18 protein-coding genes are annotated in these 17705 nt (G+C 69.6%); 8 read left to right on the forward strand and 10 right to left on the reverse strand.

The window, feature by feature from the left end; translation table 11 throughout:
* The first annotated feature begins 38 nt into the window (after positions 1-38).
* The 6 genes from Q0581_RS07340 (at position 39) to rplS (ending at position 6203) form a co-directional block, all read left to right on the forward strand.
* On the forward strand, positions 39-176 hold the full coding sequence (locus tag Q0581_RS07340) for an entericidin EcnA/B family protein (protein WP_298699000.1): 138 nt from the start codon (positions 39-41) through the stop codon (positions 174-176).
* Positions 177-425: 249 nt separating this feature from the next.
* Complete coding sequence (locus Q0581_RS07345) at positions 426-2093, forward strand: MFS transporter (protein WP_298699001.1); 1668 nt, start codon at positions 426-428, stop codon at positions 2091-2093.
* Positions 2094-2142: 49 nt separating this feature from the next.
* Entirely contained in the window at positions 2143-3390 is a 1248-nt protein-coding gene (locus Q0581_RS07350) for a DUF418 domain-containing protein (RefSeq protein ID WP_298699002.1), read from the forward strand.
* Positions 3391-3412: 22 nt separating this feature from the next.
* The gene (locus Q0581_RS07355; protein WP_298699004.1) at positions 3413-4861 is read left to right on the forward strand and encodes an NAD-dependent succinate-semialdehyde dehydrogenase; all 1449 of its coding nucleotides are present in this window, start codon (positions 3413-3415) and stop codon (positions 4859-4861) included.
* Positions 4862-5050: 189 nt separating this feature from the next.
* Positions 5051-5776 (forward strand): tRNA (guanosine(37)-N1)-methyltransferase TrmD, encoded by a 726-nt coding sequence (trmD, locus tag Q0581_RS07360; protein WP_298699006.1) that lies wholly within the window; start codon positions 5051-5053, stop codon positions 5774-5776.
* Between the two features lies 1 nt (position 5777).
* Complete coding sequence (gene rplS, locus Q0581_RS07365) at positions 5778-6203, forward strand: 50S ribosomal protein L19 (RefSeq protein ID WP_298699008.1); 426 nt, start codon at positions 5778-5780, stop codon at positions 6201-6203.
* A gap of 210 nt (positions 6204-6413) precedes the next feature.
* On the opposite strand, the gene truA is transcribed toward rplS, so the two are convergent.
* From truA to Q0581_RS07415, 10 genes are all read right to left on the reverse strand, one after another.
* Positions 6414-7154: a tRNA pseudouridine(38-40) synthase TruA gene (gene truA / locus Q0581_RS07370; protein WP_298699009.1), complete on the reverse strand. Its 741-nt coding sequence runs from the start codon at positions 7152-7154 to the stop codon at positions 6414-6416.
* The gene (gene fmt / locus Q0581_RS07375; protein WP_298699011.1) at positions 7154-8077 is read right to left on the reverse strand and encodes a methionyl-tRNA formyltransferase; all 924 of its coding nucleotides are present in this window, start codon (positions 8075-8077) and stop codon (positions 7154-7156) included. The genes truA and fmt overlap by 1 nt, the downstream gene beginning before the upstream one ends.
* 163 nt (positions 8078-8240) lie before the next feature.
* Positions 8241-8474, reverse strand: coding sequence for a hypothetical protein (locus tag Q0581_RS07380; protein ID WP_298699013.1), 234 nt, complete (start codon positions 8472-8474; stop codon positions 8241-8243).
* Positions 8474-9049 carry a peptide deformylase gene (gene def, locus Q0581_RS07385; protein ID WP_298699014.1) on the reverse strand — a complete coding sequence of 192 codons (576 nt, stop codon included), beginning with the start codon at positions 9047-9049 and terminating at the stop codon, positions 8474-8476. The genes Q0581_RS07380 and def overlap by 1 nt, the downstream gene beginning before the upstream one ends.
* Positions 9050-9106: 57 nt before the next feature.
* Positions 9107-9511, reverse strand: coding sequence for an acyl-CoA thioesterase (locus tag Q0581_RS07390; RefSeq protein ID WP_298699015.1), 405 nt, complete (start codon positions 9509-9511; stop codon positions 9107-9109).
* On the reverse strand, positions 9508-10089 hold the full coding sequence (locus Q0581_RS07395; protein ID WP_298699016.1) for a hypothetical protein: 582 nt from the start codon (positions 10087-10089) through the stop codon (positions 9508-9510). The genes Q0581_RS07390 and Q0581_RS07395 overlap by 4 nt, the downstream gene beginning before the upstream one ends.
* Before the next feature lie 5 nt (positions 10090-10094).
* Positions 10095-11267, reverse strand: a complete 1173-nt coding sequence (locus tag Q0581_RS07400) for a polysaccharide biosynthesis/export family protein (RefSeq protein WP_298699018.1) — start codon at positions 11265-11267, stop codon at positions 10095-10097.
* Positions 11268-11346: 79 nt separating this feature from the next.
* A complete protein-coding gene (locus tag Q0581_RS07405; RefSeq protein WP_298699019.1) occupies positions 11347-12612 on the reverse strand; it encodes a glycosyltransferase family 1 protein in 1266 nt (421 codons plus the stop codon).
* Positions 12612-13916 carry a glycosyltransferase family 1 protein gene (locus Q0581_RS07410; RefSeq protein ID WP_298699020.1) on the reverse strand — a complete coding sequence of 435 codons (1305 nt, stop codon included), beginning with the start codon at positions 13914-13916 and terminating at the stop codon, positions 12612-12614. Before Q0581_RS07410 ends, Q0581_RS07405 begins: the two co-directional genes overlap by 1 nt.
* An 80-nt stretch (positions 13917-13996) precedes the next feature.
* Entirely contained in the window at positions 13997-15007 is a 1011-nt protein-coding gene (locus Q0581_RS07415) for a KpsF/GutQ family sugar-phosphate isomerase (protein WP_298699022.1), read from the reverse strand.
* Between the two features lie 101 nt (positions 15008-15108).
* Here Q0581_RS07415 and otsB point away from each other — a divergent pair, with 101 nt between their 5' ends.
* Together otsB and Q0581_RS07425 are read left to right on the forward strand one after the other, a co-directional pair.
* Positions 15109-15867 (forward strand): trehalose-phosphatase, encoded by a 759-nt coding sequence (otsB, locus tag Q0581_RS07420; protein ID WP_298699024.1) that lies wholly within the window; start codon positions 15109-15111, stop codon positions 15865-15867.
* Positions 15864-17651: a glycoside hydrolase family 15 protein gene (locus Q0581_RS07425; protein WP_298699025.1), complete on the forward strand. Its 1788-nt coding sequence runs from the start codon at positions 15864-15866 to the stop codon at positions 17649-17651. The genes otsB and Q0581_RS07425 overlap by 4 nt, the downstream gene beginning before the upstream one ends.
* The last annotated feature ends 54 nt before the right edge of the window (positions 17652-17705 follow it).

Consider the following 17705-nt stretch of genomic DNA (forward strand, 5'->3'; position numbering starts at 1 on the left):
CTTCCCTCCCTTCCAAGGCGGCCGCAAGGAGGTTCAAGATGCGCAAGCTGTTCGTTCTGTTCGCCGCCGCCGCCGCCCTGACGACGGCCGCCTGCAACACCATTTCCGGCGTCGGCCGCGACGCCTCGGCCGCCGGCAACGCCGTGACCGGCGCCGCCGAAGACGCCAAGACCTGATCGTCCAACACGGTCGATGATCCAGGCCCCGCCGGTTCCGCCGGCGGGGCTTTTCGCAGGGCGCAGTCCTGCTAGAGCGAAAAACGGTTCAGTTGGACGCAGGTCCAACTGAACCCAGATATTCGCTCCAGAATTATGCTGGACCATTGTTCTGGGTTCAGTCGATTCCGACTGAACCGAAAATGGTCTAGTCTCCCGCCCGACCACGCCCGCTAAGAGGCGCGGCGAACGGCATCGCGGGGAGGCGACATGGCCGAGACGGGGACGACGACCGAGGGCCGGGACGGCCCCGGTCTGAAAACGGTGGTGGGCGCTTCGGCGGCCGGCACTGCGTTCGAGTGGTACGACTTCTTCATCTTCGGGTCGCTGACCACCATCATCGCGCGGCATTTCTACGCCGATGTGGGCGAGGCCACGGCCTATATCCTGGCGCTGCTGACATTCGGCGTCGGCTTCGTGGTGCGGCCCCTGGGCGCCCTGGTGTTCGGCTGGTTCGGGGACCGGACCGGGCGCAAGACGACCTTTCTGGTCACCATCACCCTGATGGGGGTGGCCACCGTGGCCATCGGCCTGTTGCCCGACTATGGCCAGATCGGCATGGCGGCGCCGGTTCTGCTGCTGCTGATGCGGGTGCTGCAGGGGTTCGCCCTGGGCGGCGAATACGGCGGGGCGGCCATCTATGTCGCCGAGCATGCGCCGGTGAAGAAGCGCGGCTTTCTGACCGGCTGGATCCAGACCACGGCGGCCCTGGGCCTGATCGGCGCCCTGTCGGTCATTCTGGTCACCCGCTGGATCGTGGGAGTCGAGGCGTTCGATGAATGGGGCTGGCGCATCCCCTTCCTGCTGTCGGCCCTGCTGCTGGCCATCTCGCTGTGGATCCGGCTGAAGCTGAACGAAAGCCCGGCCTACAAGCGGATGGAGGCCGAGGGCGGCGAACGACGCGCGCCCTATCGCGAAGCCTTCCTGACCTGGCGCAACGGACGGTTCGTCCTCTTGGCTCTGTTCGGGATCATGATCGCCCAGGGCGCGGTCTGGTACTGCGGCTATTTCTACACCCGCTTCTTCATGGAGCGGGTTCTGAAGGTGGATGTGGCCACGGTCGACCAACTGGTCCTGGCCATCACCGTGGCCTCGGCGGGGCTGTATGTCTTCTTCGGCTGGCTATCGGACAAGGTGGGGCGCAAGCCGGTGATGCTGTTCGGCATGATCCTGGCGCTGGTCGCCTTCTTCCCCGGCTTCCACGCCCTGACCCGCGCCGCCAATCCGGCCCTGGCCGAAGCCCAGGCGCGGGCGCCGGTGACGGTGGCGGCCGATCCGGCGACCTGTTCGGTCCAGTTCGACCCCATCGGCAAGGCGGCGTTCGCCAGTTCATGCGACATCGCCAAGAGCGTCCTGTCCAACGCCGGCGTCGGCTATGCCAATGTCGCGGCGGCGCCGGGCGCCCTGGCGATGGTCCATGTCGGCGGGGCTCCGGTCGCCTCGGTCGAGGGGGCGGGGCTGGACACGGCCGGGCTGAAGGCCGCGCGGGCCGATGTCGAGGCGCGGGTCAAGGCGGCCCTGGACCAGGCGGGCTATCCCGAACGGGCCGATCCGGCGCGGCTGAACTTCCCGCTGACCTTCGCCATACTGATGATCTTCATCGTCGCGGCCACCGCCCTTTACGGACCCCAGGCGGCGGCCCTGGTCGAGCTGTTTCCCACGCGGGTGCGCTATACGGCCATGAGCCTGCCCTACAACATCGGCACCGGCTGGATCGGCGGCCTGTTGCCGGCCGCCAGCTTCGCCCTGGTGGCCTGGTCGGGGAACATCTATTTCGGCCTGTGGTATTCGATCGTCTTCACCGCCATCGCGGTGATCGTCAGCCTGTTGTGGCTGCCCGAGACGCGGCATCGCGACCTGGACGCCATCGAGACCTGATCGACACGGAACGCCGTTCGTGAAACCGTGCCGGTCGGGGGAAGACATCATGGCCGACGCACCACTGGCCCCGATCGCGGCGAACGCGCGGATCGGCGAACTGGACATCATCCGCGGCCTCGCCCTGTTCGGCGTGCTGTGGGTGAACATGTACGGCTATACCGACTACATCGTCTCGGCCGACCGCATCGTGCATCTGTGGGGCGAGGGGCTGGACCGCCATATCGGCCGGGTCACCGAATGGCTGGCCTATGGCAAGGCCCAGGCCCTGTTCTCCATGCTGTTCGGCTTCGGCTTCGCCATGATGAGCGACCGGATCGAGGCGCGCGGGCTGGACGCCGGGCGGCTGTATCGGCGGCGCATCCTGATCCTGCTGGCGCTGGGGGTGGCGCATTTCCTGCTTTTGTGGGCCGGGGACATCCTGCACGCCTACGCCCTGATGGGTCTGGTGCTGATGCTGACGCGGCGCTGGCCGGGGATCATGCTCTTGGGGGTCGGCCTGATCCTGTCGCTGGGCACGGCGCTGGCGGGGGATGTGTGGCTGTCGCTGATTACGCCCGAGGGCCGGCAGCCGGCGGTCTTCGCCCTGACCGATGCGGGGAGGGCGCGGCGGTGGGACGTCTTTCTGGGCCATGACTATCTGGCCTATGTGCGCGAGCTGTGGGCCATGGCCGGACCGGAGTTCTATGGCTCGCCGCTGGGCTATGTCTTCGCCGTCACCATCCTGGGCCGTTTCCTGCTGGGGGCCTGGATCCATCGCCAGGGCTGGATGCAGGACACGGCGCGTTACGCCACCGGGTTCCGCCGGGCCCTGCCGGGACTGTTGGTCGGCGGGCTGGTCCTGGCGGGGGTCGATCCGCTGATCGACCTGATGCGCCTGTCCTATCCCAGCGAGCTTGAGATCCTGGTCGTCCTGGCCAAGCCGGCCGGGCAGCTGGTGCTGGCGCTGGGGTACGGGTGCGGCCTGGTGGTGCTGTGCCAGACGCCCGGGTGGCGGCGGCGTCTGTCGGGCCTGGGCGCCGTGGGCCAGATGGCCCTGACCAACTATCTGATCCAGAGCGTTTTCTTCATGCTCGTGCTGAACGGCTTCGGCCTGGGCTGGGTGCGTTACGCCGGGCCGACCTTCTGTCTGATCGCGGCGGTGGTCTTCTTCGCGATGCAGATCGTCTTCAGCCGATGGTGGCTGGCGCGCTATCGGTTCGGGCCGGCGGAATGGCTGTGGCGCTGGGCCACCTATGGGCAGCGGCAGCCGTTTCGGCGGGTGCGCGTTGACGACGGGACCGCTACGGTCGCCTGACTCTGACCCGATGGAGCCTCCCATGGCCGACGCCCGCGCCGCCGGACTGAACCTTCTGCGCCAGCACGCCCTGATCGCGGGCGAGGCGGTGACGGCGGATAAGACCATCGCCGTCGACGATCCGGCCACCGGCGAGGTCATCGGCCACGTTCCCAGCCTCGGGGTCGCCGAGACCGAGCGCGCCATCCGGGCCGCCCATGACGCCTTTCCCGACTGGTCCCGCTCCGACCCGCATGACCGTGCGCGGATCATGCGGGACTGGGCGCGGCTGATCGACGACAATACGGAAGCGCTCGGCGCCCTGATGGCCATCGAGAACGGCAAACCCTTCGCGGAGGCCAAGGGCGAAGTCGCCTACGCCAACGGCTTCGTCACCTGGTTCGCAGGCCAGGCAGAGCGCCTGATCGGGGAAACCCAGGACAGTCCGCTGGGTCATCTCATCCTGACCTTCCGTCAGGCGGTGGGGCCGTGCGCCCTGATCACCCCGTGGAACTTCCCCGCCGCCATGCTGACGCGGAAGCTGGGACCGGCCTTCGCCGCCGGATGCACCGCCGTGGTCAAACCGGCGTCCCAGACCCCCTTCACCGCCCTGGCTCTGGTCGAGCTGGCCTATCAGGCCGGCGTGCCCAAGGGCGCGCTCAGCGTCGTCACCGGCGATGCGGCGACCATCGGCGGGGTGCTGACCGCCTCGCCCCTGATCCGAAAACTGTCCTTCACCGGCTCGACGCCGGTCGGGCGCAAGCTGGCCGAACAATGCGCCCCGACCCTGAAGCGGCTGTCGATGGAGCTGGGCGGCGCCGCCCCCTTGATCGTGTTCGAAGACGCCGACATCGACCAGGCCGTGGCCGAAACCATCAAGGGCAAGTTCCGCAACTCGGGCCAGACCTGCGTCTGTCCGAACCGGGTCTATGTCCAGGCGTCGGTCGCCGACGCCTATGCCGAACGCCTGGCGGCCGAGGTGGCCCGGATACCGGTCGGCCCGGCCTTCGAACCGGGCGTCAAGGTCGGCCCCCTGATCGAGGACAAGGCGCTGGACAAGATCGAGGATCATCTGCGCCGCGTCACCGCCTCGGGCGCGCGGGTGCTGACGGGCGGCGAACGTCATGCCCTGGGCGGCCGCTTCTTCCAGCCGACCGTGACCCTGGGCGGGGACGATACGCTGTTCCGGGCGGAGGAGACCTTCGGCCCTCTGATCCCGGTTTTCCCGTTCGAGACCGAGGCCGAGGTGTTGGCGAAGGCGAACGACAGCGACTTCGGCCTGGCCTCCTACCTCTTCACCCGCGACCTGGACCGGGCCATGCGCGTGGCGCGCGGGATCGAGGCGGGCATGTGCGGGGTCAACACCGGCCTGATCTCGACCGCCGTGGCTCCGTTCGGCGGGGTGAAACAGTCCGGCTATGGCCGTGAAGGCTCGATCCACGGCATCGACGAATATGTCGAGATCAAGCAGGCGACCCTGGCGCTGAGGTGACCCATCCCTCTCCCGCTAGCGGGAGAGGTGGCCCGACGACGGCGCGGCGCGCCGCGAGGGTCGGAGAGGGGAGCCTTCTGTAATTCCCCCATCGTCATGCGTCTCGCTGCGCTCGACGGCACGACACTTCCCCCGCAAGCGGGAGAAGGATTCCCGTTTCGGCCTCTAAATGGGCTATAGGCGCGCGCCATGACCTATGCCGTCACCGTCCTGACCATGTTTCCCGAGGCTTTCCCCGGCCCGCTGGGGGTGTCGCTGATCGGCACGGCCTGGCGCGAGAAGGGGCTGTGGAGCCTGGATACGGTTGACATTCGGGCCTTTTCCACAGATACGCGCGGCTTCCTGGACGACACCCCTGCGGGTGGCGGCCCTGGAGCTGTGCTGAAAGCCGATGTGGTGGCCCGGGCTGTCGACAGCCTGACCGGGCCGAAACGTCCGCTTCTGTACATGAGCGCCCGGGGCAGGCCCCTGACCCAGGCGCGCGTCAAGGACTGGGCCAAGGCGGACGGCGTCGTCGTCCTGTGCGGCCGGTTCGAGGGGGTGGACCAGCGGGTGCTCGACGCCCGGGGGTTCGAGGAGGTCGCCGTCGGCGACGCGGTTCTCGCCGGTGGCGAGGCGGCGGCCATGGTGGCGATCGAGGCGTGCGTAAGACTGATCCCCGGAGTTCTGGGCCAGGCGGACAGCCTGTCGTCCGAGAGCTTCGAGGACGGGCTTCTGGAGCATCCGCAGTACACGCGACCGCGGACGTTCGAGGGGCTGGATATACCCGAGGTGCTGCTGTCGGGCGATCACAAGCGGATCGACCAATGGCGCCAGGCGCAGCGGGAGACGACCACGCGGGAGCGGCGACCGGACCTCTGGGCGACGTATTCCGCCAACTCACAGCTAAAGGGCGCAAAAGCCCGAGGAGAATAGAATGAACATCGTCCAGCAGCTCGCTGCAGAAGAAAAAGCCCGCCTGCTCGAAGGCAAGACCATCCCCGAATTCCAGCCGGGCGACACCCTGCGCGTCAACGTCCGCATCAAGGAAGGCGATCGCGAACGCATCCAGGCGTTCGAAGGCGTCTGCATCGCCCGTGACGGCGGCGGCGTGAACGAGACCTTCACCGTCCGCAAGATTTCCTTCGGCGAGGGCGTGGAGCGGAAATTCCCGATCCTGTCGCCGAACGTCGAGTCCATCGAGGTCAAGCGCCGCGGCGTCGTGCGCCGGGCCAAGCTGTATTATCTGCGCGACCGTCGCGGCAAGTCGGCCCGGATCGCCGAACGCCAGACCCAGCGCGCGCCCAAGGGCGCCGTCGTGCCGGAAACCGGCAAGGCCGAGACCCCCGGCGACGAGGGCTGATTTCAGCTCTCAGGTCCGATCCTGACATGACGAGGCCCCGGATCACTCCGGGGCCTCAGTCAATTCCAGCGCCGCTCATCCCCGCGAAGGCGGGGACCCAGTGAGAGCTACGCGATGTGCGGTTGGACTAGCGGAGGCGGACTGCATTCACCGCTCATCGCCCAAAGGACTGGGTCCCCGCTTTCGCGGGGATGAGCGGAAGGGGGGAGCTTAGCCGTACTCTACACCGGTCAGATAAAGCCCGTCCGACGGCGCAACCGGGCCGCAGGCGGCGCGGTCGCGCGCGTCCAGCGCCGCCTTCAGATCCTCGGGCGACCAGCGGCCCAGGCCCACCTGGACCAGAGAGCCGGTCATGGACCGCACCTGGCGATGCAGGAAGCTGCGCGCCGCGAAATGCAGATGCGCCTCTTCGCCCACCCGCTCGACGCGGGCGACGTCCAGGGTCTTCTCCGGGCTGGCGGCCTGACAGCCGGCGTCGCGGAAGGTGGTGAAGTCGTGCCGCCCCACCAGATGCGCGGCCGCCGTACTCATGGCCGCCACGTCCAGTTCGCCCTTCACATGCCAGACCCGCCCCCGGTCCAGCGCCGGGCGGCCCGGCCGGTTCAGGATGCGGTACAGATAGCGCCGGCCGGTCGCTGAAAACCGTGCATGCCAGTCGCCGTCCACGACCGCGCAGTCCAGGACCGCCGTCGCCTGTTCGACCATGTGGGCGTTCAGGGCGTTCATGACCGTGCGCGCGGGCCAGTCGCGATCCAGGTCGAAACTGACCACCTGGCCGGTCGCATGCACCCCGGTGTCGGTGCGCCCCGCGGCGGCGATGCGCACGGTTTCGCCGCAGAAGGCGGTGATGGCGGTCTCGATCACGCCCTGAACCGTCGGCTGGCCCGCCTGGGCCTGAAAACCGTTGTAGGCCGAGCCGTCGTATTCGACCGTGGCGCGATAGCGCGGCATCAGCCCAGCACCGTCCCCGACGCGAGGGGGAAGCCGCGCAGCATCTCGTCCGCGCCTTGCGCCGCCTTGCCTGCGCGCTGGACCCGGATCAGGCGCACCGCGCCGGAACCACAGGCCACGGTCAGGGCGTCGTCCAGCAGGGCGCCCGGCGCGCCCGCGCCGTCAGCCACAGCCGACATCAGGGCCTTGATGCGCACCGGCCCTTCGGGCGACGGCGCCTCGAACCAGGCGCCGGGAAAAGGCGACAGGCCGCGGATGTGGGCGTCCACCTGGGCCGCAGGGCGGGTCCAGTCGATGCGGGCCTCGGCCGGGCTGATCTTGCGGGCATAGGTCGGTTCGCCCGCTTGCGCCGTCTCGACCGCCGCGCCCCGTTCGATGGCCGCCAGGGCGCGGGGCCACAGGGCGGCGCCGGTCACCGCCATGCGGTCGCCCAGGGTGGCGGCGGTGTCGTCGGCCCGGATCGGCAGCACTTCGCCCAGCAGCACCGGCCCTTCGTCCAAACCTTCGCTCATGCGCATGATCTGCACGCCCGTCTGGACGTCGCCGGCCATGATGGCGCGCTGGATCGGCGCCGCCCCGCGCCAGCGCGGCAGCAGCGACCCATGCAGGTTGAAACAGCCCAGGCGCGGCGCCTCCAGCACCGCCCGCGTCAGGATCTGGCCATAGGCGACGACGCAGGCCGCATCCAGGTCCAGGCTCTGGAAGGTCGCGATCGCCTCGGCCGCCTTCATCGTCTCGGGCGTGAAGACCGGCAGGCCCATGGTCTCGGCGAAGGCGTGCACGGGCGACGGCGTCAGCTTCTGACCCCGGCCCTTGGGGCGCGGCGGCTGGGAATAGACGGCTGTGATCTCGTGCCCGGCGGCGATCAGTTCGGCCAGGGACGGCACGGCGAATTCGGGGGTGCCCATGAAGGCGAGGCGCATGGTTCGATCCGGCTGGGCCGCGCCGACAGGCAGCGCACGTCTGGGCGCCGACGGTTAGGGCAAAGCGCCCCAGCCCTCAAGCCGCGAGCGACCGCGTCGAGAGCATAGGGCTAGGCCATGCCCTCAAGCCGCGAGCGACCGCGTCGCGAGCCTAGGGCCAGCTTCAGTCCCAGCGGGTGAAGACGCCGCCGCCCTCATCCCATTCGCCGCCGGTGTCCAGCACGTCGTTGAAGTCCAGCAGCCGGTCGATCAGCAGGCCCGCGACCAGGCCGATCAGCCCGACCCCGACCAGGGTGGCGACCGAGGCGACGCCGGCCTTTTCCCCGCGCGTCAGGCGACGACGGCCCGACGGATCGATGACGCGGGTGAACCCCTTTTTCTGGCGACGACGCGACATCAGGCGGCCATCCGTGCGTGTTTCTTGACCTTGGCCACCGCGCGTTCGCGCCGCAGCCGCGACAGGTGATCGATGAACAGCACCCCGTTCAGATGGTCCATCTCGTGCTGGATGCAGACGGCGTACAGGCCCTCGGCCTCTTCCTCGACCGTCTGACCGGCGTAGTTCAGATATTTGATCCGCACCCGCGCCGGGCGTTCCACGGCGTCGAAATATTCCGGGATGGACAGGCAGCCTTCCTCATAGGTGAACATCTCGTCCGAGGCCCACAGGATCTCGGGGTTCACGAAATGGCGCGGATTGCGACGCGCCAGGGCGGCCTCTTCGGTGGGTTCGGCGTCTTCATCCAGGTCGCCCGCGCCTTCGCGGTCGCCCAGATCCATGACGATGACGCGATCCAGCGCCCCCACCTGCACGGCGGCCAGGCCGATGCCCGGCGCCGCGTACATGGTCTCCAGCATGTCGTCCATCAGGGCGCGCACGGCGTCGTCCACCCCTGCGACGGGCTGGGACACCTGTTTCAGGATCGCCAGGTCGGCGGCGTTGTCGATGGTCAGGATGCGACGAATGGCCATGCCGGTCAGGTAGGCCCGGCGGCGTCCCGGGTCAAGATTTCCCAGCGCCGCAGTAGGTTATGCCGCATCCAGCGGCGGCAGTTCGCGCGGGCGGCGCTGGTCGTCGATGGCCACATAGGTGAAGACGCCCTCGGTCACCCGCACGGGCGCGTCGCTGGCCCGATAGCGCGAACGTTTCCACGCCTCGACATGGACGCGGATCGAGGTGCGGCCGGTCTTGATGATGTTGGCGTAGATCGACACCTCGTCGCCAACGCTGACCGGCTGGTGAAACACCATGGCGTCCAGGGCGATGGTCACGCAGCGTCCTTGCGCCCGCTCGAAGGCCGGGGTGGCGCCCGCCAGGTCCATGTGCGCCAAGAGCCAGCCGCCGAAGATGTCGCCCTCGGGGTTGGTGTCGGCGGGCATGGCGACCATGCGGCCGACCGGCTGGCCAGTGGGGTGGTTGTCGGCGTCGGTCATGGGCGGGGTTTAGGCCGGGTCTTGGTCCCTGTCGATACGGGGGTCTGGGCCGATGCGGGCGGCTTCAGCTTCAGCCGTGATCCGGCGCGCAGGGCGTGGCTGTCGCGCAGGCGGCGCCACCGCGACCCCAGGGCCAGGGCGACGGCCAGATCATCGGCCATGGCCCCGTCCGCCAGCCGGCGCCGCAGGGCGGCCGTTCCCTTCAGCAGCCGCGACGCCTCGATCAGACGCGGCCGGGCGGCCTCTTGCGCGCCCAGGTCTTCCAGAACGCCGTGGCGCCAGCCCTTTTCCGGCGGCTGGGCCAGGACACGGTCGAACCGTTCTTCGGGGCTGAGGTGTTCGGCGACCCAGCGCCAGTGGGCGGCGCGCGGCCCCTTGCGGTAATGGCCGCGCCGCGTGGGCAGGCCATGCTCGGCATAGACGGCCAGAGCCGTCGCCTCGATCCGGTCCAGCAGAACCGACAGGGCGTCCGGCTCGGGCGTCAGACGGCCCGCCGCGTCGAAGGGGTCGGCCGCAGGCGGGTCGGTCGCGACCGGATCGCGCCGGCGACGCCCGAACAGGCCGCGCCACGCCTTCATGCCCGTCAGTCGATGTTCAGGGCGCTGGTGACCGAGACGTCATAGACGACGCGGGTGATGGTCTGGACGAATTCGAAGAATTTGCGCGCCTCGGCGGCCCCGGCGCGCGGCGCATAGACCACGTCGTCGGCCTGGATCTCGAAATTGCTGGCGATGAAGAAGCCCGAGGCCTCGGCCAGGTCCAGCTGATAGACCACCGGCACGCCGCGCGGGGTCGGCGCCTGGGTCAGGCCCAGGGCCTGGGCCACCTCGGGCCGCTCGAAGCGGAAGACCATGACGCGGCGGGCGTTGGCGCTGTTGGAATCCAGCCCCCCGGCCACGCCCAGGGCGCCGGTCAGGCTTAGCGGCGCGCCCGGCGGCAGATCGGTCTGGCGCACCGCGCCCAGGGCGCCGAAGGTCGAATAGCGGCGCGGGCGGAAGGTGACATTGACCACGTCGCCGCGACGCAGGCGCACATTCTCGGCCACATCGGTGGTCACGGCGCTGAGCGGGGCCGAGAAGGTGCGGCCGTCGCGCTGGATGTTGACGATGGCGTCCTCGACCGCGCGGGGCGAACCCCCGGCGGCGGCCAGCACATCCAGGATGCGGTCGGCGTTGACGTTCAGGGGCGCGCGCCCCGGCTGGCGCACATCGCCCAGCACGGTGACGGTGTTGGAGTTGTTCTGGGCCACGGCCACGGTGACCTGGGGGTTGCCGACCTTGCCCACCAGGGCGCGTCGGATGGCGTCGGACGCCTCGGGCGGGGTCAGGCCCAGCACGCGCACGCGCCCGCCGAAGGGCACGCCGACATGACCGTCGCGGTCCACGACCAGTCCGGGCAGGGTCTGGCCCCCGCCCTGCACGCCGGCCACGGCGCCCGTCGCGGCGCCATTGGACACGCCGCGTCCGAACAGGGCGCCCGACGGCTCGAACACCGACACGGCCAGCACGTCGCCGACGCCGATGACATCCAGCGGCGCCGAACTGGTGGCGTCGGCCAGGCTGCCCAGGAAGCGCGGCGGGATCGCCTTGACCCGCTCGCTGACCGCATAGTCCAGCTGGACCAGGGCATAGCCGCCCAAGCTGTCGGGCGTCGCGGCGCCGCGATCCACGGCCTTGGACGACGGCCCGTCGCGCGGCAGGGTGGAACAGCCGCCCAGGGCGGCCAGCAGGATCAGGGTCAGGATGGAACGCGACATGGCGCCTCGGCTGTTTGGCTCGCGGTCCCCTGCTTAATCGCCTTTGGGGCGACGGACCAGTGGCGCGGTGAAGGTTCGTTCAGCGCTGGCGTTTCAACGCCCGGCACACGGTGTCGAAATGCTGGTCCCAGGTCGGCGCCGCATAGGGGTCCGGCGCGCGCGGCCGTTTCAGCGTCGCGGCCTCCAGCGCCTTGATCCAGCCCGGCCCGTCCAGCGGATCGATCAGCCGGGCGTGGGGCGTCAGTTCGCGGTGGGCGCCGATGTCCGAGGCGATCAGCGGCACGCCCAGGGCCGAGGCCTCCACCGCCGGCAGGTCGAAACCCTCGACCTCGGACGGCGCCAGGACGGCGCGGGCGCCGCGCATCAGCTCCATCAGCGCCGCGTCGGGCAGGTCGCTGGCCTGATGCACCAGGCCCTGGATGGCGGGCGAGCGGTTCAGATGATCCAGAACCGTCTCATTCTCCCAGCCATAACGGCCGATCAGCGCCAGGCGCGGCGCGGCCGGTCCCATGCGCTCGGCCAGGCGCCGCCAGACGGTCAGCAGGAAGGCCAGGTTCTTGCGCGCCTCGATGGTGCCGACATGGACGAAATAGGGCGGCAGGTCCGCCGGGCCGCCGTTGCGGTGGAAGATCGGCTCGACCCCCAGATGCGCCACGGTCACCGGCGGCGGGGCCAGGCCCTCGGCGGCGGCGAAGCGGGCCACTTCGTCGGCCGTGGTCTGGGAGTTGACCAGCAGGCGCGAGGCGTGGGCCAGGGCGATGCGCGCCCGGCGCCGATGCCGCGCGCCGTCGCCGGGGCGGCAGAACTCCGGGTGGGTCACCGGAATCAGGTCGTGGATCATCACCACCCGCTCGATCCCGCGCGCGGCAAGGTCGGTCAGGATGCCCGGCGTGTTCAGGCTGGTGTGGCCGACGTTGAAATAAAGCTCGCCCGTCAGGTCCGACGCCAGGGGGCGCGAGTTCAGGAACTGGCGCCAGACGCGGCCCGGCCGGGCCACCTTGGCCGTCTTGGCGTCCTCGGGCGGCGGGGCGGGGCTGACCACCGACTGGGTCGGCGGCGCGGGCGCCCTCAGGGCCTCGAACAGGCGTTTCTCATGGGCCGTCAGGGCGCGGGCGGCGTGGGCGCCGGCCCATTTGCCGCGCATCTCGGCCACGCTGTCGGCGAACCAGGCCGGATCGACGGCGACCAGGGCGTCGCGCTTGGATCGCACCGGCGCCACCTCGACCCCCGGCAGGGACAACAGCCATTCGGCATAGGCCAGACAGACCCGGTCCACGCCGGTCGGCGCCCCGCGCTCGGTGCGGCTTAACAGGCGGCTGGCGTCGAACAGCACCCGGCCGCGCATCAGGCCCCGACTTTGGCGTAAAGCTCGCGCAGGCGCGCCTGATAGGCTTCGGGCGAGAATTTCGCCGCCTGCAGACGCCCCTTTTCGACCAGGGCGTCGCGCAGCGCCTCGTCCGTGTCCAGCGCCTGGATGCCGCGCGTCAGGGCCTGCACGTCATAGGGATCGACGCTCAAGGCCGCCTCGCCCGCCACCTCGGGCAGCGATCCGCCGGTCGAGGTCAGCACGGCGGTGTCCAGGGCCATGGATTCCAGCACCGGCAGGCCGAAGCCTTCGTACAGAGACGGAAACAGGGTCGCCTTGGCCCCGCGGATCAGGCTGATCAGCATCGAAAAGGGCATGTAGTCATACTGGCGGATGCGGTCGGCCGAGGGGCCGCCGTCGGCCTTGACCTGACGCAGCAGGGCGGTTTCCGGCTCGTCCAGCCAGGCGCGGCCGCCGATCAGGATCAGCGGACTGGTCACGCCCGACGCCAGATAGGCCTCGACAATCCGGCCCAGGTTCTTCTTGGGCTCGATGGCGCCGAAATGCAGGAAATAGCTCTTCCAGCCCAGGTTGAAGACGCCTTCCAGCTCCAGCGCCACCTCGGCCTGGCTGCGGCCCGTCAGCTTGGGCGGCAGGCTGACCGCCTGATAGGTGTTGGTCACCCGGTCCTCGGCCACGCCCAGGATGCGGATCACGTCCTGGCGGGTGGTTTCGGACACCACGGCGATATGGTCGGCCCGGCGCGCCACCGTGCGGCACAGGTCCAGGAAGACGTCCTTGTCGTCCATGGTGGTGTGCGGCAGGCGCAGGGGGATCAGGTCGTGGATCGTATAGATGTTGGCCGCGCCCTTGGCGTGCAGCGGCAGGCCGACGGTCCAGTGCATCACATCCGGCGCCCGCGCCTGATCCGTGGCGGCGAAGGACACGGGCGTGTCGGTGCGATAGGCCGCAAAGGCGCGGTTGGCGTAGTGGTACAGGTCACCGGCGGCCCAGAAATAGTCCGCCTCGGGCCGGCCGCCGCCCCGGCTGGGCCAGATCACCTCGCCCGACGGCAGGATCGGATGGGCGGTGCGGCCGAACCGGGTGGTCAAGGTGCGCTGGAAGCGTTCGCTTTTCCTGACCTTGCGGGCCGGCCGGTCGGCGTCGACCAGCAGGGCCTCATTGACCACGGCGTTCTTCTTGCGGCCGCTGGGCGGGCCGTACAGCACCTGGGTTCCATGGCCGATGGCCCGAGCGTTGGTCAGCAGGTTGCGGCCGTAGGTGGCGATGCCCGACCCCTTGGCCAGGGCCAGGTTGAAGCCGTCGATACAGATGGAGGACATACGGACCCGACGCAGCGTCCCTCTCGGACCCCGGCGGTATCCCACCGCCCCGGAAAACGGTCAACCGCGCGCTTGGACCGTCAGGCGACGTAGCCGGCCTGGATCAGTTCCGAAATATGCACGATGGCTACGGGCCGGCCGTCGTCGATCACGAACAGATTGTTGATCCGGTTGGAGGCCAGGCGGTCGATCACGTCGCTCATCCGCGCGTCCGGTTCGACGGTGATGGGCCGGGGGCTCATGATATCGGCGGCGGTCAGGGCCGTGATGTCCTGGGCGAAGGCGCGGCGCACGTCGCCATCCGTGATCATGCCCGCCAGGGTTCCGTCCGCCCGCACCACGGCGACCGCGCCCTTGCGGCCCTCGGTGATGGCCGACACCACCTCGGCGAAGCGGGCGGTTTCGGGCACGCTGGCGGGGGCGGCGTGATTGTCGCCCATCCATTCGCGCACGCTCTGCAGGCTCATGCCCAGGGCGCCGCCGGGGTGGTGCAGGCCGAAATCCATCGCCGAGAAGCCGCGCCGGTCCATCAGCACCATGGCCAGGGCGTCGCCCAGCGCCAGGGTCATCAGGGTCGAGGTGGTGGGCGCCAGGCCGTTGGGGCAGGCCTCGGCCACCTTGGGCATCAGCAGGGTCACGTCCGAATGCCGCCCCAGGAAGCTGGACGCCCGCTGGGTCATGCCGATGACCGGAATGCCGTTGCGCTGGCAGAAGATCAGCGGATCGCGCAGTTCGCGGCTCTCGCCAGAGTTGGACAGGGCCAGCAGCGTCGTGTCCGACCGCAGCATGCCCAGGTCGCCGTGGCTCATCTCCGCCGGGTGCACGAAGAAGGCGTTGGTGCCGGTGGACGCCAGGGTGGCGGCGATCTTGCCGCCGATATGGCCCGACTTGCCCATGCCGGTGACCACCACATAGCCCGGCCGACCCAGGATGATGTCGCAGGCGCGCGCCACGCTGGCGTCGATCGACCGCTCCAGAGCCTCCAGGGCGGCGATGTTCAGACGGACCACTTCGCGGGCGCGGTCGGTCATGGTTGCGATGGCCTGGGGCGGGGATGCGGGGATGGCGCCGGTCATCGGCGCGAATTGCACCAGGGCGCGCCGTTTCACAACCGGGGCCGAAGTTTCTGACAACCTTCGCCGTGCCGATGCGTTGGGTTGGGGGGAAACGTCGTCACATCGTCAGGAGACCCATGCCCAGCCCCGCCGGACACGCCGACCTGTTGCCGCCGCCCCTGCTGGACGCCGACCGGATCGCCCTGTTCCTGGACATGGACGGGGTGCTGGCGCCGATCATGGCCACGCCCGAGGCCGTGACGGCCGATGCGCGCCGCACAGCGGTTCTGCGTCGTCTGGCCGTGCGCCTGAACGGGCGCCTGGCGATCATCAGTGGACGGACATTGTCGGAAATCGACCGCATTACCGACGGCGCGGTGGCCAGCGCGGCAGGCGTGCATGGGCTGGAACGCCGTCATGACGGAGCGGTCCGGTCCGCCCTGGCTGATCCGGCCCTGGGCGAGGCTGTCGCGGCGTTTCGCGACTTCGCCCGCAGCCGCCCCGGCGCCCAGGTCGAGGACAAGGGCCTGTCCACCGCCCTGCACTATCGGCTGGCGCCCGACCACGCCCATGCAGCCCTGGACCTGGCCCGGGATCTGGCGGCCGCCACCGGCCTGAGGCTGCAGGGCGGCGACATGGTGGTGGAGCTGCGCACCCCCGGCGCCGACAAGGGCTCGGCCCTGACCGCCTTCATGCAGACGGCGCCGTTCGCCGGCGCGGTTCCGGTCATGCTGGGCGACGACCTGACCGATGAAGACGCCTTCGTCGCCGCCGCCGCTCTGGGCGGGCAAGGCGTTCTGGTCGGCCCACCGCGCGCCACGGCCGCCGTCTGGCGCCTGCCGGACCAGGGCGATATTCTGGACTGGCTGGAGACTCTGGCTGGAGCGCCGGCATGAACCGCCCCGATCTGGACCTGGCCCCGGTCGGCAACTGCTCCGTCAGCGCCCTGATCGACCGCAACGGCCGCTATGTCTGGGCCTGCGCGCCGCGCGTGGACGGCGACCCTTTATTTTCGGCCCTGATGGACGGCGACGATCCCGAGCACGGCTTCTGGGACATCCAGCTGGAGGGCTTCAAGCGCGTCGATCAGGCCTATGTCCGCAACACGCCCGTGTTGCGCACCGTCTTGACGGCCCAGGACGGCGCGGCGGTCGAGGTGCTGGATTTCGCCCCGCGTCACCGCAAGCATGACCGCACCTATCGCCCCCTGGCCTTCGCCCGCATCGTTCGGACGCTGGAAGGCGCGCCGCGCATCCGGGTGCGGCTGCGCCCCGCCGCCGACTGGGGCGAAAGGCCCGCTGCCCGCACGGCCGGATCGAACCACGTCCGCTATCTGTGCACCGGCGCGACCTTCCGACTGACCACCGACTGTCCGGTGTCGCATGTGACCGAGGAGCGGCTGTTCCGGCTGGAGCGGCCCCTGGCCTTCTTCCTGGGGCCGGACGAAGGCTATGACCAGGCGGTGGGGCCGGGGGTGGCCGCCGCCCTGGACCACACCGTCGCCTATTGGCGCGACTGGGTGCGCACCCTGTATCTGCCGCTGGACTGGCAGGAGGCGGTGATCCGCGCGGCCATCACCCTGAAGCTGTGCGCCTATGAAGAGACGGGCGCCATCGTCGCGGCCCTGACCACCTCGGTGCCGGAATTCCCCGAAAGCGGCCGCAACTGGGACTATCGCTACTGCTGGATACGCGACGCCTATTATGTCGTGCGGGCGCTGAACCGGCTGGGCGCGGTCGATCTGCTGGAGAACTATCTCGGCTATCTGCGCAATCTGGTGGACGCCTCGGGAGGGGGGCACGTCCAGCCGGTCTATGGCGTCGGGCTGGAGGCCGAGATCGACGAACGGATCGTCGATACGGTTGACGGCTATCGCGGCATGAAGCCGGTCCGTGTCGGCAACCAGGCGCGCGAACACCTGCAACACGACGTGTACGGACAGATCGTCCTGCCGCTGGTGCAGAGCTTCTATGATCAGCGGCTGATCCGGCCGGGGTCCATTGATGATTTCCACGCCCTGGAAAAGGTCGGAGAGCGCGCCTTCGCCCTGCACGACCAGCCGGACGCCGGCCTGTGGGAGTTCCGCACCATCGCGCGGGTGCATGTCTATTCCTCGGTCATGTGCTGGGCCGCCTGCGACCGGCTGGCCAAGGCGGCGGAACATCTGGGCTTGGCCTCGCGGGCCGAGGTCTGGCGCGAACGGGCCCAGACCATCCGTGAACGGATCGAGGCGGAAGCCTTCCTGCCTGACGAGGGCCGGTTCGGCGCCAGTTTCGGCGGGCGCGAACTGGACGCCAGCCTGCTGCAACTGACCGACCTCGGCTTTCTGGACGCCCGCGATCCGCGCCAGGTCGGCACCTTCGACGCTATCGAGCGCGACCTGAAGAAGGGCCCCTATCTGTTCCGCTATGTCGAGCCGGACGATTTCGGAGAGCCGGAGACGGCCTTCAACTTCTGCACCTTCTGGTTCATCGAGGCCCTGCACCTGAACGGCCGCACCGAAGAGGCGCGCGAGCTGTTCGACCAGATGCTGTCGCGCCGGACCCATGCGGGCCTGCTGAGCGAGGACATCGCGGTCGAAACCGATGAACTGTGGGGCAACTACCCGCAGACCTATTCCCTGGTCGGCGTCATCAATTGCGCCGTGCTGCTGAGCCGGTCGTGGACGGACGTGCGATGAGCCGGGCGTCGCAAATCCTCCCCCATCGGGGGAGGGGAACCGCGAAGCGGTGGA

The organism is uncultured Brevundimonas sp. (genome assembly GCF_937863155.1).
GTDB lineage: Bacteria > Pseudomonadota > Alphaproteobacteria > Caulobacterales > Caulobacteraceae > Brevundimonas.

Coding starts and splice junctions, on each gene's coding strand:
- Q0581_RS07425 (WP_298699025.1), top strand. CDS start 15,864: ATGAACCGCCCCGATCTGGACCTGGCCCCGGTCGGCAACTGCTCCGTC.
- otsB (WP_298699024.1), top strand. CDS start 15,109: ATGCCCAGCCCCGCCGGACACGCCGACCTGTTGCCGCCGCCCCTGCTG.
- Q0581_RS07380 (WP_298699013.1), bottom strand. CDS start 8,474: ATGTCGCGTCGTCGCCAGAAAAAGGGGTTCACCCGCGTCATCGATCCG.
- Q0581_RS07395 (WP_298699016.1), bottom strand. CDS start 10,089: ATGAAGGCGTGGCGCGGCCTGTTCGGGCGTCGCCGGCGCGATCCGGTC.
- Q0581_RS07345 (WP_298699001.1), top strand. CDS start 426: ATGGCCGAGACGGGGACGACGACCGAGGGCCGGGACGGCCCCGGTCTG.
- def (WP_298699014.1), bottom strand. CDS start 9,049: ATGGCCATTCGTCGCATCCTGACCATCGACAACGCCGCCGACCTGGCG.
- Q0581_RS07410 (WP_298699020.1), bottom strand. CDS start 13,916: ATGTCCTCCATCTGTATCGACGGCTTCAACCTGGCCCTGGCCAAGGGG.
- Q0581_RS07350 (WP_298699002.1), top strand. CDS start 2,143: ATGGCCGACGCACCACTGGCCCCGATCGCGGCGAACGCGCGGATCGGC.
- Q0581_RS07400 (WP_298699018.1), bottom strand. CDS start 11,267: ATGTCGCGTTCCATCCTGACCCTGATCCTGCTGGCCGCCCTGGGCGGC.
- Q0581_RS07405 (WP_298699019.1), bottom strand. CDS start 12,612: ATGCGCGGCCGGGTGCTGTTCGACGCCAGCCGCCTGTTAAGCCGCACC.
- Q0581_RS07390 (WP_298699015.1), bottom strand. CDS start 9,511: ATGACCGACGCCGACAACCACCCCACTGGCCAGCCGGTCGGCCGCATG.
- Q0581_RS07355 (WP_298699004.1), top strand. CDS start 3,413: ATGGCCGACGCCCGCGCCGCCGGACTGAACCTTCTGCGCCAGCACGCC.
- Q0581_RS07340 (WP_298699000.1), top strand. CDS start 39: ATGCGCAAGCTGTTCGTTCTGTTCGCCGCCGCCGCCGCCCTGACGACG.
- truA (WP_298699009.1), bottom strand. CDS start 7,154: ATGCCGCGCTATCGCGCCACGGTCGAATACGACGGCTCGGCCTACAAC.
- rplS (WP_298699008.1), top strand. CDS start 5,778: ATGAACATCGTCCAGCAGCTCGCTGCAGAAGAAAAAGCCCGCCTGCTC.
- fmt (WP_298699011.1), bottom strand. CDS start 8,077: ATGCGCCTCGCCTTCATGGGCACCCCCGAATTCGCCGTGCCGTCCCTG.
- trmD (WP_298699006.1), top strand. CDS start 5,051: ATGACCTATGCCGTCACCGTCCTGACCATGTTTCCCGAGGCTTTCCCC.